This is a genomic window from Aeromonas oralensis, from assembly GCF_049665575.1.
Taxonomy (GTDB): domain Bacteria; phylum Pseudomonadota; class Gammaproteobacteria; order Enterobacterales; family Aeromonadaceae; genus Aeromonas; species Aeromonas hydrophila.
The window spans coordinates 4513244-4527950 of the sequence record NZ_CP187186.1 but is presented as its reverse complement, the minus strand read 5'-3'; the positions used below and the strand labels follow the sequence as shown (position 1 = coordinate 4527950).

Genomic DNA, 14707 nt, shown 5'->3' with positions numbered 1-14707 from the left:
TGGTTTTAGCGGCTGATATTTGGGCTGGGATCACTTATACTCCTGCGCCAATTCAGCCAGCCCAGAGGTCCGTCCCATGTCACGTCCCAGCGATCGCACTGCCGCGCAGCTTCGTCCGGTCACCATTACCCGCCACTTCACCAAGCATGCTGAAGGGTCCGTGCTGGTGGAATTCGGCAACACCCGCGTGCTCTGCACCGCCAGCGTCGACACCAGCGTGCCACGCTTCCTGAAAGGGAAGAATCAGGGCTGGGTAACCGCCGAATACGGCATGCTGCCACGCTCCACCCACTCCCGGATGAACCGCGAAGCGGCCTCCGGCAAGCAGAGTGGCCGCACCCTGGAGATCTCCCGGCTGATCGCCCGCTCCCTGCGCGCCGCAGTAGACCTGACCGCGCTGGGCGAGCACTCCATCACAGTTGACTGCGACGTACTGCAGGCCGACGGTGGTACCCGCACCGCCGCCATTACCGGTGCCTGTGTAGCGCTGGTGGATGCGCTGAACTGGATGGTCGAGAAGGGCATGATCAAGCAGAGCCCGCTCAAGCAGATGATCGCCGCCGTCTCCGTCGGCATGTATGAAGGGGAAGCCATCTGCGATCTGGAGTACATCGAAGACTCCGCCGCCGAGACTGACATGAACGTGGTGATGACCGAAGATGGTCGCATCATCGAGGTGCAGGGCACCGCGGAGGCCGAACCCTTCACCCATGAAGAGTTGCTGGAGATGCTGGCGCTCGCCAAGGGCGGCATCGCCGACATCATTGCGCTGCAGAAGCAGTCACTTGCATGATTTTAAAAACGCGGCATTGACCGCGTTTTTTTATACCCCACGAAAGTAAACGACAAGCCAAGCAAGGAGCCAGAATGAAAGCCTACCAGCGTCAATTTATCGAGTTCGCCCTGGAGAAGCAGGTCCTCAAATTCGGTGAATTTACCCTGAAATCCGGTCGTAAAAGCCCCTACTTCTTCAACGCCGGTCTGTTCAACAGCGGCCGCGATCTGGCCCGTCTCGGCCGCTTCTATGCCGCCGCCCTGATGGATGCCGGTATCGAATTCGATGTGCTGTTTGGCCCGGCCTACAAGGGGATCCCCATCGCCTCCGCCACCGCGGTGCAGCTGGTGGAGCAGCACGACGTGGACGTGCCCTGGTGCTTCAACCGCAAGGAGGCCAAGGATCACGGCGAGGGTGGCAATCTGGTGGGCAGCCCGCTCAAGGGGCGCATCATGCTGGTGGACGATGTCATCACTGCCGGCACCGCCATCCGCGAATCCATGGATCTGATACAGGCCAACGGCGCCTCCCTGGCTGGCGTGCTGATCGCGCTGGACCGTCAGGAGAAGGGCAAGGGCGAGCTCTCCGCCATTCAGGAAGTGGAGCGTGACTACGGTGCCCACATCATCGCCATCATCCAGATGAGCGATCTGATCCAGTATCTGGAAGAGAAGCAGGCCGAACAGCCGGAGCTGGCGGCGCAACTGGCCGCCATGAAGGCTTACCGCGCCCAGTACGGTATCTGAGTCACCGCTCACACTGCACAATAGTTGAAGGCGGCGCCCGTTTGCTCTGTGGCAGCAAACGGGCGCCGTTTTTTCATCTGCAAAAAGTGGATCATGTGGCTTGAGCTTGCCCTTACGGTAAAGGTTAGGGTTTGCCAGTCGGCGTTTTGTGGTGCCGACGGGTTCCGGGGAGGAACAACATGACCACTCATCTTCAATCACCCATTCATCTGCAGTTGCCGCTGAGCGGCATGAGCTGCGCCAACTGCGCCGGCCGCATCACGACCGCCCTCAACAAGCTCGACGGGGTATCGGCCACCGTCAACTTCGCGCTGGAGCAGGCGGCCATCAAGCTGGCCAGTTCTGACCGTTTGCCGGCGGTGCTGGATAGCATCAAGGCGCAGGGTTATGACTATGGCAGTGAGACCATCCTGTTTCAAATCACCGGCATGACCTGTGCCGGTTGCTCGGCCCGCCTGAACAAGATGCTGGCGGCGCTGCCCGGCGTCATCTCCGCCGACGTCAACTTCTCCATCGAGCAGGCCCGGATCGTGCTGGTACCCGGGATGCAGACGCCCGCGGCCCTGCGCGAGCAGATCGAGGCGCTCGGCTTTGGCGCCCAACTGGCGCAGGGCTCGGCCAGCGGCCGCCGCCAGCAGTTGCTGGAGCGGGAAGCGCAGGAGGCCGCCACAGCCCGTCAGGCGCAAACCCGGGTCATCGTCTCGGCCCTGCTCACCCTACCGCTGCTGGCGGGGATGCTGGCCATGGCCGGTCTGCTGCCTTGGCATCTGCCCGCCTGGCTGGAGCTGCTGCTCGCCACCCCGGTGCAGTTCTGGATCGGGGCCCGCTTCTATCGCGGTGCCTGGCTCGCCATCAAGAACCGCTCCGCCAACATGGATGTGCTGGTGGCGACCGGTACCAGCGCGGCCTACTTCTACAGCCTCTATCTGCTGCTGACGCTGGGGATGGCTGCCAGCGGCCAGCTCTATTTCGAGGCGAGCGCCATCATCATTACCCTGATCTCCCTCGGCAAGTTGCTGGAGGCTCGGGCCAGACGCAGCACCCAGTCCGCCATTCGCGAACTGATGGCGCTGCGGCCGGAAACCGCCACCGTCTGGCGCGGCGAGCGCTGGCAGAGCGTCGCCATCGACGAGGTGCTGCGCGGCGATCGGCTGCGGGTACTGGTGGGTGAGCGGGTGCCGGTGGACGGCAGAATCGTGAGCGGCGAGAGCGAGCTGGACGAGTCGATCCTCACCGGTGAGAGCCTGCCGGTGCTGCGCAGTGTGGGCGACAAGGTGCTGGGCGGTGCCATCAACCGCTCCGGCGTGCTGGAGATCGAAGCCACCACGGTGGGGGAGGACTCCAGCCTCAGCAAGATCATCGCACTGGTGGAGAGCGCCCAGATGGGCAAGGCGCCGCTGCAACAGCTGGTGGACAAGGTCTCCGCCGTGTTCGTGCCGGTGGTGATGGCCATCGCCCTGTCCACCCTGCTGGTGTGGTACGCCATCAGCAACGACTTCGGTCAGGCGCTGCTGGCAGCGGTGGCGGTGCTGGTGATCGCCTGCCCCTGTGCGCTGGGGCTGGCGACACCGGCGGCCATCGTCACTGGCACCGGGGTGGCGGCGCGCCACGGCATTCTGATCAAAGACGTGGATACCCTGCAGAAGGCCCACGCCATCAAGGCGCTCATCTTCGACAAGACCGGCACGCTCACCCAAGGCAAGCCGGTGCTGGCGAGCTGGAGTGGCAACGACGAGCAACTGCGCCTCGCCGCCGCTCTTCAGCAGGCGAGCGAACACCCGCTGGCGCAGGCGATGCGCGAGGCGGTCGACAAAGAGGCAATGCTGCCCCAGCCGGAAGCGGTCGAGGTGCGGGTTGGTGCCGGTATTGTCGGTCAGGTGGCGGGCCATAGGGTTGCCATCGGCAATGGCTCCCTGCTGGCTCAGCTCGGTATTGAGCAGCCGCAACAGGATGAACAGCCCGCCGACGGTGCGACCCGGGTCTGGGTGGCCATTGACGGTGTGGTAGTGGGGAGCGCGGCACTGGCCGATACCCTGCGTCCCGAGAGCCCGGAAGCCATCGCCACCCTGCGTCAGCGCGGCATCGCCAGCTGGCTGGTGAGCGGCGATGCACCGGCGCCGGTGGCCCATATCGCCGCCAAGCTGGGGCTGGACGGGGCCTTCGACTCCGTGCTGCCGGCCGGCAAGGTGGAGAAAGTAGAGGCGCTGCGGGCGCAAACCCGCGGGCTGGTGGCCATGGTGGGGGACGGGGTGAACGACGCCCCGGCGCTGGCGGCGGCGGATGTGGGCATCGCCATGGGCTCCGGCTCCGACGTGGCGATGGAGACCGCTTCCATCACCCTGATGCGATCCGACCCGCGGTTGGTGGCCGATGCCATCGATATCTCGGCGGCGACCTGGCGCACCATCCAGCAGAATCTGTTCTGGGCCTTCGTGTTCAATATCATCGGCATTCCGCTGGCGGCACTGGGTTACCTCAGCCCCGAGCTGGCGGGGGCGGCCATGGCCCTGAGCAGCATCACAGTTTTGAGCAATTCCCTGTTACTGAAACGCTGGCAGCCGCGGGCACTCGCCCAGGTCAGCCACAACGTCAGCACTGAATCGAACCGTTAAGGAGTCATCCATGAACATCAGCAAGGTAGCCAAGGCCACGGGACTGACCGCCAAAACCATCCGTTACTACGAGAGCATCGGCCTCATCTCGGCACCGGTGCGCAGCGACAACGGCTACCGCAGCTACACCGAATCGGCCCTGCGCGAGCTGCGTTTCGTCAAGCGGGCGCGGGAGACCGGCTTCAATCTGGAGGAGTGTCAGGAGTTGCTGGCACTCTATCGGGACGAGCACAGAACCAGCGCCCAGGTGAAGAAGCTGGCGCAGGAGAAGATCGTCGATCTGCGCGCTCGCATCGCCGGGCTGCAGGCCATGCTCAGCTCGCTGGAGGGGCTGGTCTGCTGCTGTCACGGGGATGAAAACCCCGAGTGCCCGATCCTCGACGAGCTGGAGCGCGGCTGAACCGTCTCTGCCGGCAGGTTGGGGCCTGGCATCATCGACTGACTAACCGCTTAATAACGGACGTTTTATTGTTGGCTCCGAAGGGGTAGTGGTAGACTGTGCGGCTCTTGTACAGGGAGTACGCAGTTGACCCAGAGTGTGACACGTCAGGTGAAGCAGGCCATCATGGCCCAGCTCTATACCCACGCCTCATTCAGCCTGCCTTGCCTGGGTCTGCTGGCGCTTGGCTGGAGCCTGCTGTTCCACGACTACCTGCCCGCCGCCGAAGCGCTCGGCTGGCTGGCCGGGGTGTTGCTGCTGCTGACCTGCCGAGGCTGGCACCTGCGCTGGCGTCAGCCCAGGCTGGCGCAGATCCCGCTGCCGGTGCTGGAGCGGGAGCTCTTCATCGGGGTGACCATCACCTCCATCATCTGGGCACTGGGCGTGCTGCTCTACATGGACAAGCTGCCCGACACCTATCGCGCGGCCATGATGATGCTCTCCAGCCTGATCCTCACCGGCAGCGCCATCATGCTGTTCGGCAGCCGCCGCTCGCTTTACGGCGCCGTCTTGCCGCTCGGGCTGGCCATGCTGTTCGAGCTGGGGGCGGGCAACGAGCAGGAGCGGATCGTCTCCTGCATGCTGGCCGGCTACCTGTTCGTCTTCCTGCCGACCCTGCTGCGCCGCCTGCGGCGGGATCAGGTAGCCTCGCTTTACCACCGTTTCTCCAACGCCGATCTGGTGGCCGAGCTGAAGGCGGTCTCCGAGCACCTCAAGCTCACCTCCCGCTTGGACGGGCTGACCGGCATCGCCAACCGGGCCCACCTCGACTACTGCCTCGAGCGCGCTTGGCGTCGCTGTCACCGGGCCCGGGCACCGCTGTCGCTGGTGCTGGTGGATGTGGACTACTTCAAGCAATTCAACGACCTGTACGGCCATCAGCTGGGGGACGAGTGCCTGCAGCAGGTGGCGGGCCTGCTGGCGGAAGTGCAGCGGCGCGAGGACGATCTCGCCGCCCGCTACGGCGGCGAGGAGTTCGCCCTGTTGTTGCCCTGTACCAGCATGCAGGGGGCGTTGCAGATCGCCGAGAATGTGCGGGTGGCGCTGAAGGATTTGAGCATTCCCCATCAGAAATCCCTGGTTTCCGGGCGGGTCAGTTGCAGCTTTGGAGTGGCGACCCTGGTGCCGGATCAGAGCCTCTCCATCAGCGAGCTGATTCAAAAAGCGGATGCGGCCCTCTACCAGGCCAAGCATAATGGGCGGGATCGTATCGAAGTAGCCTTGATGGGTAAGGTTGCCTGATTTTCACAAGACAGATTAAAGAGGTCGTCTATGCAATGTCATCGTATCGAAGAGCTGCTGGAGTTGTTGCAGCCTGCCTGGATCAAGGAACAGGATCTCAGCCTGGTGCAGTTTGTTGCCAAACTGGCCGAGGAAGCGGGATTTGAAGGTCCTCTGTCCGAGCTGACCGACGACATGCTGATCTATCACCTCAAGATGCGGGAATCCGACAAGCAGGCGATGATCCCCGGCCTGGCCAAGGATCACGTGCCCGACTTCAAGGAAGCCCTGCTCAAGGCCCGCGGCATCAAGTAAAGATTGCTCCAGCTGGAGCCTTTATTGGTGTTCAAAAGAATCTCTCAAAAAGGCGTTTCGTCAACTGGCGATACGTCTTTTTTGTTGCTTGAAATTGCGACGCTACTCGAACATTAGATACATTTTACCCACACAATTAGCAGGCTGTTTAAGATATAATCCGCTCCATAACAATTAATGAGTGGAGCGAAGTGTTGCAATGGCCGACCAGGACAAGATCGATATCAAGGATGTCACCGGCGATGTAACGGGGACATACAACCCCAATACCTTCAAAGCGAGCGATGACAGGTTCAATCCCGGCAACCGCATCTACGTGAGGGCCCAGACCGGCTACTGGCAGCGGGTGCGCAAGGCCATGGGCTGGTTCTTCGTGGTGCTCTTCGTCGCCATTCCCTGGTTGCGCTATGACGGTCGCCAGGCCGTGTTGTTCGACATCGGTCACCAGCAGTTCCACATCTTCGGTGCCACCATCTGGCCGCAGGACCTGACCTTGCTGGCCTGGATCTTCATGATCGCCGCCTTCGGGCTCTTCTTCGTGACCACTTTCCTCGGCCGGGTCTGGTGTGGCTATCTCTGCCCGCAGACGGTGTGGACCTTCATGTTCATCTGGTTCGAAGAGAAGCTGGAAGGGGCGGCCAACAAGCGCCGCAAGCTAGATGCCTCGCCCTGGAACGCCGAGAAGCTGGCCCGCAAGGGGGCCAAGCACTTGGCCTGGCTCCTGCTGTCGCTGGGTACCGGCCTCACCTTCGTCGCCTACTTCCAGGATGTGTTCCAGTTGGTGCCGGACTTCTTCACCCTGCAGGCCAGCGGCTGGGTCATCTTCTGGGTGGTGCTGTTCGCCGCCTGTACCTACGGCAACGCCGGCTGGATGCGCGCCATCATGTGCATTCACATGTGCCCGTATGCTCGCTTCCAGTCCGCCATGTTCGACAAGGACACCTTCATCGTCGGCTATGACGCCAAGCGCGGTGAGACCCGTGGTGCCCGTGCCCGCAAGGCCGATCCCAAGGCGCTGGGGCTGGGGGACTGCATCGACTGCGACCTCTGCGTGCAGGTCTGCCCGACCGGCATCGACATCCGCGACGGTCTGCAGTACGAGTGCATCAACTGCGGTGCTTGCGTCGATGCCTGCGATCAGACCATGGAGCGGATGGGCTATCCGAAGGGGCTCATCAGCTACACCACCGAGCACAAGCTGGCCAACGACTCCACCCACGTGGCGCGGCCCAAGCTGATTGGTTACGGCCTGGTGATGACGGTGATGCTGGGGGTGTTCGTCTACAACGCCATGTCCATCATGCCGATGGGGCTCGATATTCTGCGGGATCGCAACCAGCTGTTCCGGGAGAACAGCGAGGGGCTCATCGAGAACACCTACACCCTCAAGATCCTTAACAAGACCCTGCATCCCCAGACCTATCAGCTGGATGTGGAGGGGCTGCCGGAGCACGAATGGTTTGGCCCGCGCGAGGTGACCTTGAAGGCGGGCGAGATCTTCACCCTGCCGGTGAGCGTGGCGGTCGACCCCTTCAATCTGAAGAAGCCGACCCTGGACATCCGCTTCGTACTGAAACGGGAAGGGGCGGCGGACGACAGCAAGGGGATCCTGCGCCAGCCCAGCAAGTTCATCAGCCGGCTGTGACCGTCGCCACTATGGCCGGTTTTAGCCGGTCATCTGGCGCGGCAATGATAAGCAGTAGTGATAGAATGGGGCGCAACGGCGCCCCTTTCTCATGGTGGATGACATGCGTTTCAACTATTCCGACCTCAATCCCGATCTCATCATGGATGCGCTGGACCTCAGCGGCCTGCGTATCGACTCCGGTCTCATCGAACTCAACAGCTACGAAAACCGGGTCTACCAGTTTCAGGATGAAGATCGTCGCCGCTACGTGGTGAAGTTCTATCGTCCTGGTCGCTGGAGCCGGGCCCAGATCCTCGAAGAGCACGACTTTGCCGCCCGCCTCAATGAGGCGGAGATCCCGGTTGCCGCCCCCATCGCCTTTGCCGGCGAGACCCTGCTGGAGCATCAGGGCTACCCCTTCGCCATCTGGCAGAGCGTGGGAGGCCGCCAGTTCGAGGTGGACAATCTAGACCAGTTGGAGTGGGTGGGGCGCTACCTCGGCCGCATCCACCAGATTGGTGCCAGCCGCCCCTTCCATCACAGGGTCCGGCTTGACGTGGAGAGCATGCTGCACGAACCGCGTCAGCTGCTGGCGTCCGGCGAGTGGCTGCCGAGCGGGCTGGCCAAGCAATTCTTCGGGGTGCTGGACGAGCTGATCAAGCATGTCAGTGACGCCATGACCCTGGACGTGGCCCAGATCTCTCTGCATGGCGACTGCCACCCGGGCAACATCCTCTGGCGCGACGGCCCCATGTTCGTCGATCTCGATGACTGTCGCAGCGGCCCCGCCATCCAGGATCTCTGGATGATGCTGAGCGGCGAGCGTCACGAGCAGTTGATCCAGCTGGATACCCTGCTGGCGGGCTATGAGGAGTTCATGGAGTTCGACCCGCGCGAGCTGGCGCTGATCGAGCCGCTGCGGGCCATGCGCATCGTCCACTACATGGCCTGGCTGGCCCGGCGCTGGGAAGACCCTGCCTTCCCGCGCCACTTCCCCTGGTTCAACACCGATCACTACTGGCGCCAGCAGATAGCGACCCTGCACGACCAGCTGGAAGCGCTCAAGGCCCCCCCTGACGCTGACACCCGGCTGGTGATGAGGGAAAGAGAGCGGGCGGCAGACGGGACTCGCGCACCCAGCTTGACCATTGACTGCGCAGTGGTGACGCAATAGGCTTGGCACTGCTTCGGTTCGCCGGGCGTGCCTCACAGTGATCCCTTAACAGGAAACGTCATGAAAAAAGTACTATTTTTCCTTGCTGCCATGCTGATGATCCCCATGGTTCACGCCGCCCCCGAATTCAAGGAAGGCGTCAACTACGATGTGGTCAAGCAGACCGGTAGCGCCCAACCGGAAGTGCTGGAGTTCTTCTCCTACTACTGCCCCCACTGCGCCAAGTTCGAGCCGATTGCCGAGGATCTGAAGAAGAACCTGCCGGAAGGCGTGCCGATGAAGAAAAACCCGGTGGCCTTCCTGGGCCGCGAGATGGGTCCGGAGATGCAGCGTGCCTACGCCGTTGCCAGCCTGCTGAATGTTGAAGGCAAGCTGACCCCGGCCATCTTCGACAAGATCCACACCCAGCGTCAGTACCCGCAGAGCCGTGCCGACGTGAAGCAGATCTTCGTGGACAACGGTGTGCCGGCCGAGGAGTTCGACGGTGCCGTCGACAGCTTCGCCGTCTCCGGCATGGTCTCCCAGTTTGACCGCAACACCGAGAGCTACAACATCCGCGGTGTGCCGGCCTTCCTGGTCAACGGCAAGTACATGGTGAAGATCGAATCCATTACTTCCCAGGAACAGTTCAACCAGCTGGTGAAATTCCTGCTGGCCAAGAAAGACTGATCCCATCAGACCCGATGAAAAAAGCCCGCCGGTGCAAACCGGCGGGCTTTTTGTTTGCCATCAGATTGGCCGAGGTCAGACCCCGACGTGGAACGCCTGCTTGAGGTTGCGGATGAAGTCCGCATCCCGGCACAGGGTCTTGCCGGGGCTGTCGGAGATCTTGGCGACCGGACCGCCGTTGCACTCCATCAGCTTGAACACGATGTTCATCGGACTCACGCCGGGCAGATCGCAAGTGAGCTTGGTGCCGATGCCGAAGCTGGTGTTGATGCGGCCGCGGAAGTGGCGGAACAACTCGACCGCCTTGTCGAGGTTGAGGCCATCGGAGAACACCAGCGTCTTCTCGGTGGGGTCGATGCCGAGCCGCTGATAGTGGCTGATGGCCTTCTCGCCCCACACCACGGGATCGCCGGAGTCGTGGCGCAGCCCCTGATAGCGGCTGGCCAGCTCGAAGTCGAAGTCGCGCAGGAAGGCATCCATGGTGATGCAGTCGGTGAGCGCGATGCCGAGGTGATTGGTGAACTCATCCAGCCAGCTGGTGAGGGCGGCCCGCTGGCTGTGCTCGAGCGGGAAGCCGAGCTGTTGGTGGGCCTGGAACCACTCGTGGGCCTGAGTGCCCACCGCCGGCAGGCCGTATTTCTGGGCCAGCAGGTAGTTGCTGGTGCCGCGAAACGCCGGCAGCCGCTCCTGGAGGCGACCCACCACCGCATCCTGCACCGCGAGGGAGAAGCGGCGCCGGGTGCCGAAGTCGATGAGGTTGAACTCGTTCATCTCCTCCCGGCTCAGCTCCCGCTCCAGCTTGTCGATCTTCTGATCGAGCCGCTCCAGCGCCTGGCTGACGCCGAACTGGGGGTAGCGGAAGCGGTTGCGCATCTCGCTGATGATGGCGAGTACCGGGATCTCCCACAGGATCACGTCCTGCCAGGGGCCCTCGACCCGCACGTTGATGCGACCGTCCTGTTCGAACACCTTGAGCAGGGAGGCATCCAGCGGCTTGCGACGCAGGTGATCCAGGTAATCGGCGGTAAAGAAGGGACGCTCTGCCAGGAAGTTGAGCTCGGGCCTGGTCAGCCGTAGAGAGCCGGCAAGGTGAAGCTGCTCCTCGATCTGGCCCATCATGGGCAGCAGATCCTCTTCGTTGCGGCTGTGGAACTCGGCCACCACCTCGGCATCCGGATAGCGATGAAACACCGCCTGCTGCATGTGCAGCTTGTAAGCATCTGTATCGAGCAGGCTGTTGAGTATTGGTGGCATATCAGACTCCCCGCAGGTGGATGAACGCAAGAGTGCTCCCCTGCCGCTTTTGTAGATTGCAGACGCCGGTATCGGGCAGGCTGATGAGAATGAGGGGCATATCAGGCGTCCAGCAGGCGTTGTACATCGATCAGGGTCTGGGCGAGTTCGGCGCCGGCCTCGATCATCTGGGTGTGGGCGCTGGCAACCGTCTCGGGGGCGATGCCACGACAGGCATCGAGATGGACGATCACCCGGAAGCCGGCGCGGCGCAGTTGCAGTACGCTGGTCTTGACGCAGTAGTCGGTGGCAAGGCCGCCGGCCAGTACGGTAGTGACGCCGCGGGCGTGCAGAAACTCGATGAGTCCGGTGCTGCGGCGCTCGGCCAGATCGTGGAAGCAGGTGCCGTAGGGGTGCAGATCCGGCTCGACCCCCTTCCAGACGAAGAAGTCGTAATCGACCGGGGCCGGCAGGCCGTCGAGCAGTTCGAAGCCGCGGGTACCCGGCACGCAGTGCACCGGCCAGGTGAGGTCGGCGTTGGGCAAATCCAGCGGCAGCAAGATGCCGGCGGGATCGCTGACGGCCCAGGCGGCGTTGGCGGGATGCGAATCCTTGCTGCCGATCCGCAGGCTGGCGAGGGTGGCCTGAGCGTTGAGCGCAGCCACAATATCATCCCCGCCCGCGACGGGCAGTTCGTTCGGGCAGAGGGGGGTAAAGCCCTTCTGCGCATCAATATCCAGGCTGGCGACGGTTCCCATTGAGTGGCTCCTGCACATACTATTCGTGTGATATTATCTACCAAACATTAATCGAAGGCGAGCAGGGCGATCGGCATGTTGAGAATGAGTCTGGATATGGTGGTGCTGCGGTTGAACGAGGAGCGGCTCGAGCTGCTGCTTGAGACCCGCGATCGCCCGCCCTTTGCCCACTGCTGGCAACTGCCGGCGCTGCGTATCGACGAGACCCGGGATCGGGATCTGGACGCGGCTCGCCATCGCCTGCTCACCGAGTGGGGCCTGGGCCACTGCTACAGCGAGCAGGTCTGCACCCTTGGCAATCTGGAGCGGGATCCCCGCGGCTGGTCCACCACCCTGGTCTATCTCTGTCTGGTGGACTCCGAGGTCGAAGCCGTGCACGGCTGCTGGCACCCGCTCTGTGACCTGCCGGGGCTCAGCCTCGCCTTCGACCACACCCAGCTGATCGCCAGGGGGCTGGAGCGGCTGCGGATCAAGAGCCGTTACAGCACCTTGCCGCTGCAACTGCTGGGGGCCGAGTTCACCCTCTCCGAGGTGCAGCGGGCCTTCGAGATCATCCTGCAGACGCCGATGAACACGGCGGCCTTTCGCAAGCGGATCCACCGCGCCGGCATCCTGCTGGATACCGGCCGCAAGCGTACCGGCAAGCAGCGTCCCGCCATCCTCTACCGGATGGAGAGCCCCTGCTGCGTGATGTTCGATCAGGTGATGAACGGAGCGGAAGCGTGAGTGAGATCAGCGTGCACAAGGTGCTGGTCAGCGCCTGTTTGCTGGGCCAGCCGGTGCGCTACGACGGCCAGAGCAAGGGGATCGTCAGCGACTGGCTGCGCGAGCTGGGGGCTGAAGGACGAGCGCTGGCGTTTTGCCCTGAGGTGGCGGGCGGCCTGCCGACCCCGCGCCCCCCTGCCGAACGGCAAGGCGAGCGGGTGGTGACCGAGGGTGGACTGGATGTGACGGCAGAGTTCGATCACGGCGCCCGGCTGGCGCTGCAACTCTGCCAGGCTCAGGGCATTCGCTTCGCCCTGCTGAAGGAGGGGAGCCCCTCCTGCGGCAGCGGCCGCATCTATAACGGCCGCTTCGAGGGGGTCTCTGTGGCGGGCGAGGGCATGACCACGGCCCTGTTGCGCCGCCACGGCATCCTGGTGTTCAGCGAGGATCAGCTGCCCGAGCTGGCCTCGGTACTCGCCTTGGCTGCCCGCGGCTCGGCCTGAGCCGCCGCATCGGCTGCCTGCCACTGCGCCAGCACGGTGTCCTTCTCCTGCCAGCGCTGGTTCAGCCACTGCTGGAAGCCGCGTTTGAACTGCTTGTCGTTGAAATAATCCCCCACCAGCTGCTCATCCACCGGCAGCTCCTCGATCCGTACCCGGATGCGCTTCATCCGTCCCATCAGGAAATCCTTGAACGGGGTTTCGGGGTTGTCCGGGTAGCTGATGGTGACGTTGATCAGGCTGTCGAACTGCTCTCCCATGGCCGCCAGGGTGAAGGCCAGCCCGGCCGCCTTGGGCGACATCAGGTGCTGGTAACGGGAGCGGGAGGCGTCGCGCTTCGCCTCGGTGAAGCGGGTCCCCTCCACGAAGTTGATAACGGTGGTGGGGATGTGGCGAAACTTCTCGCAGGCGTTGCGGGTGGTTTCGATGTCCTTGCCCCGCAGGTGCGGATTCCTCAGCAAAAACTCCCGTGAGTAGCGACGCATAAAGGGCATATCGAGCCCCCAGCAGGCCAGCCCCAGCAGCGGGATGTAGATGAGCTCGTGCTTCATGAAGAACTTGGGCACCGGCAGCCGGTCGCGAAACAGATGACCCAGCACCACGATATCGGTCCAGCTCATGTGGTTGCTGATGATCAGATACCAGCCATCCTTGCGCAGCCGGGTGTCATCCTCCACCTGCCAGTCGATGCGGGTGGTGAGGCGGATCACCAGGGCGTTGCAGGCCAGCCACAGGCGCATGAAACGGTTGTTGAGGCGACTGCAGGCACGGCCAAAGGCCGGGATCGGCAGCAGCAGCTTGGCCAGTGACACCAGCAGGATCAGGCTGGCGCACAGGGCGGTAAACAGTATGGTCAGGCCGGCGCTGATGAGCAGCACCAGCGGACCTGGGAGCAGGGTTAGCATGGCGTCGTTGAGGGCGTCTTGTCCGCCAGCAGCTGGTCCAGGGTCTGGTCCTTCTCGCGCCAGATCCCGTTCAGCCACTGTTGAAACTCTTGTTGGAACTCGGGGTCATTGAAGTAATCCCCCACCAGATTGCGTTCGATCGGCAAAAAGCGGACTCGAACCTTGATCTCCTTGACCCGACCGCACATGAAGTCCCAGTAACTGGGGATGCCGTCCGGATAGGCGATGGTCACATCCACCAGCTTGTGCAGCTGATCCCCCATGGCCGCCAGGGTGAAGGCGATGCCGCCAGCCCGCGGGTGCAGCAGGTGGCGATAGGGTGCCGCCTGTTTGTCGTGTTTGCGGGCGGTGAAGCGGGTGCCCTCCACGAAGTTCATCACACTCACCGGAATATGGCGGAACTTGGCACAGGCCTGGCGCGTGGTCTCTATGTCTTTTCCCTTCAGATGCGGCTTCTTTTCCAGCAACTTGCGCGAATATCTCCGCATGAAGGGGAAATCCAGCGCCCACCAGGCCAGGCCGAGAAAAGGTACCCAAATCAGTTCTTTCTTGAGGAAAAACTTCAGGAAGGGGATTTTTTGATTAAAAATCCGCTGCAGTACCAGTATGTCGACCCAGGATTGATGGTTGGCAATCACCATATACCACTCATTCCGGCGCCCTTTGTCCACTCCGACCACATCGAAAGGGGTTTTGATGATGGTTTTCTGGATCAGGTTGTTGAAACCGATCCAGCAGCCGGCACTGCCATCCAGCAGCGCGTTGCAGAGGGTGCGCCACCCCTTGAGGGGCAGCAACAGCTTGAGCAGGCCCAGCGTGAGGATGGGGATAAACCAGAACAGGGTGTTGAGAAAATAGAGCAGGGTCGAGAGGCTGCCGCGCAGTCGCTCAATCAGCTTGTTGGGCATGGGTCGGGTCCGTCTTGCTGTCGATAAGGGGCCATCAAGTGGTCAGATCTGTGGCCATAATATCAGCCGATGGCCCGCGAGACCATGCAAGGGGTCATCGCGGTCGCTTCCTGCCCCGTA

Annotated in this window: 14 protein-coding genes and 1 pseudogene; 11 read left to right on the top strand and 4 right to left on the bottom strand. The window is 62.7% G+C overall.

Annotated elements, in window-relative coordinates:
• The first annotated feature begins 76 nt into the window (after positions 1–76).
• The 9 genes and pseudogenes from rph to ACPDZI_RS21215 all read left to right on the top strand — a co-directional run bounded on the left by rph (position 77) and on the right by ACPDZI_RS21215 (position 9578).
• Positions 77–793: a ribonuclease PH gene (gene rph, locus ACPDZI_RS21255; RefSeq protein WP_276842506.1), complete on the top strand. Its 717-nt coding sequence runs from the start codon at positions 77–79 to the stop codon at positions 791–793.
• Between the two features lie 74 nt (positions 794–867).
• Positions 868–1521, top strand: coding sequence for an orotate phosphoribosyltransferase (gene pyrE, locus ACPDZI_RS21250; RefSeq protein WP_010676102.1), 654 nt, complete (start codon positions 868–870; stop codon positions 1519–1521).
• 179 nt (positions 1522–1700) lie between these two features.
• Entirely contained in the window at positions 1701–4133 is a 2433-nt protein-coding gene (locus ACPDZI_RS21245) for a heavy metal translocating P-type ATPase (protein WP_438833746.1), read from the top strand.
• Between the two features lie 10 nt (positions 4134–4143).
• Positions 4144–4533: a Cu(I)-responsive transcriptional regulator gene (gene cueR, locus ACPDZI_RS21240; protein WP_041209465.1), complete on the top strand. Its 390-nt coding sequence runs from the start codon at positions 4144–4146 to the stop codon at positions 4531–4533.
• 126 nt (positions 4534–4659) lie between these two features.
• Positions 4660–5814 carry a diguanylate cyclase domain-containing protein gene (locus ACPDZI_RS21235; RefSeq protein WP_438833745.1) on the top strand — a complete coding sequence of 385 codons (1155 nt, stop codon included), beginning with the start codon at positions 4660–4662 and terminating at the stop codon, positions 5812–5814.
• 30 nt (positions 5815–5844) lie between these two features.
• Positions 5845–6108 carry a YihD family protein gene (locus tag ACPDZI_RS21230; protein ID WP_005306857.1) on the top strand — a complete coding sequence of 88 codons (264 nt, stop codon included), beginning with the start codon at positions 5845–5847 and terminating at the stop codon, positions 6106–6108.
• A 199-nt stretch (positions 6109–6307) separates the two neighbouring features.
• Positions 6308–7753, top strand: a complete 1446-nt coding sequence (gene ccoG / locus ACPDZI_RS21225) for a cytochrome c oxidase accessory protein CcoG (protein ID WP_438833744.1) — start codon at positions 6308–6310, stop codon at positions 7751–7753.
• A 91-nt stretch (positions 7754–7844) separates the two neighbouring features.
• Positions 7845–8832: pseudogene (locus ACPDZI_RS21220) on the top strand (serine/threonine protein kinase).
• 137 nt (positions 8833–8969) lie between these two features.
• A complete protein-coding gene (locus ACPDZI_RS21215; protein WP_011707872.1) occupies positions 8970–9578 on the top strand; it encodes a thiol:disulfide interchange protein DsbA/DsbL in 609 nt (202 codons plus the stop codon).
• A gap of 75 nt (positions 9579–9653) precedes the next feature.
• On the opposite strand, the gene pncB is transcribed toward ACPDZI_RS21215, so the two are convergent.
• Together pncB and ACPDZI_RS21205 are read right to left on the bottom strand one after the other, a co-directional pair.
• Positions 9654–10832: a nicotinate phosphoribosyltransferase gene (gene pncB / locus ACPDZI_RS21210; protein WP_187269070.1), complete on the bottom strand. Its 1179-nt coding sequence runs from the start codon at positions 10830–10832 to the stop codon at positions 9654–9656.
• Between the two features lie 101 nt (positions 10833–10933).
• Positions 10934–11569: a nicotinamidase gene (locus tag ACPDZI_RS21205; protein WP_438833743.1), complete on the bottom strand. Its 636-nt coding sequence runs from the start codon at positions 11567–11569 to the stop codon at positions 10934–10936.
• A gap of 75 nt (positions 11570–11644) precedes the next feature.
• Between ACPDZI_RS21205 and ACPDZI_RS21200 the strand changes: the two genes are divergently transcribed.
• Both ACPDZI_RS21200 and ACPDZI_RS21195 read left to right on the top strand, forming a co-directional pair.
• Positions 11645–12295 (top strand): NUDIX hydrolase, encoded by a 651-nt coding sequence (locus ACPDZI_RS21200; RefSeq protein ID WP_011707866.1) that lies wholly within the window; start codon positions 11645–11647, stop codon positions 12293–12295.
• The gene (locus ACPDZI_RS21195; protein WP_194758912.1) at positions 12292–12777 is read left to right on the top strand and encodes a DUF523 domain-containing protein; all 486 of its coding nucleotides are present in this window, start codon (positions 12292–12294) and stop codon (positions 12775–12777) included. Before ACPDZI_RS21200 ends, ACPDZI_RS21195 begins: the two co-directional genes overlap by 4 nt.
• On the opposite strand, the gene ACPDZI_RS21190 is transcribed toward ACPDZI_RS21195, so the two are convergent.
• Positions 12723–13679: an acyltransferase gene (locus ACPDZI_RS21190; RefSeq protein WP_168968149.1), complete on the bottom strand. Its 957-nt coding sequence runs from the start codon at positions 13677–13679 to the stop codon at positions 12723–12725. The genes ACPDZI_RS21195 and ACPDZI_RS21190 overlap by 55 nt on opposite strands.
• Positions 13673–14587, bottom strand: coding sequence for an acyltransferase (locus ACPDZI_RS21185; RefSeq protein ID WP_187269067.1), 915 nt, complete (start codon positions 14585–14587; stop codon positions 13673–13675). Before ACPDZI_RS21185 ends, ACPDZI_RS21190 begins: the two co-directional genes overlap by 7 nt.
• Positions 14588–14707: the final 120 nt, after the last annotated feature.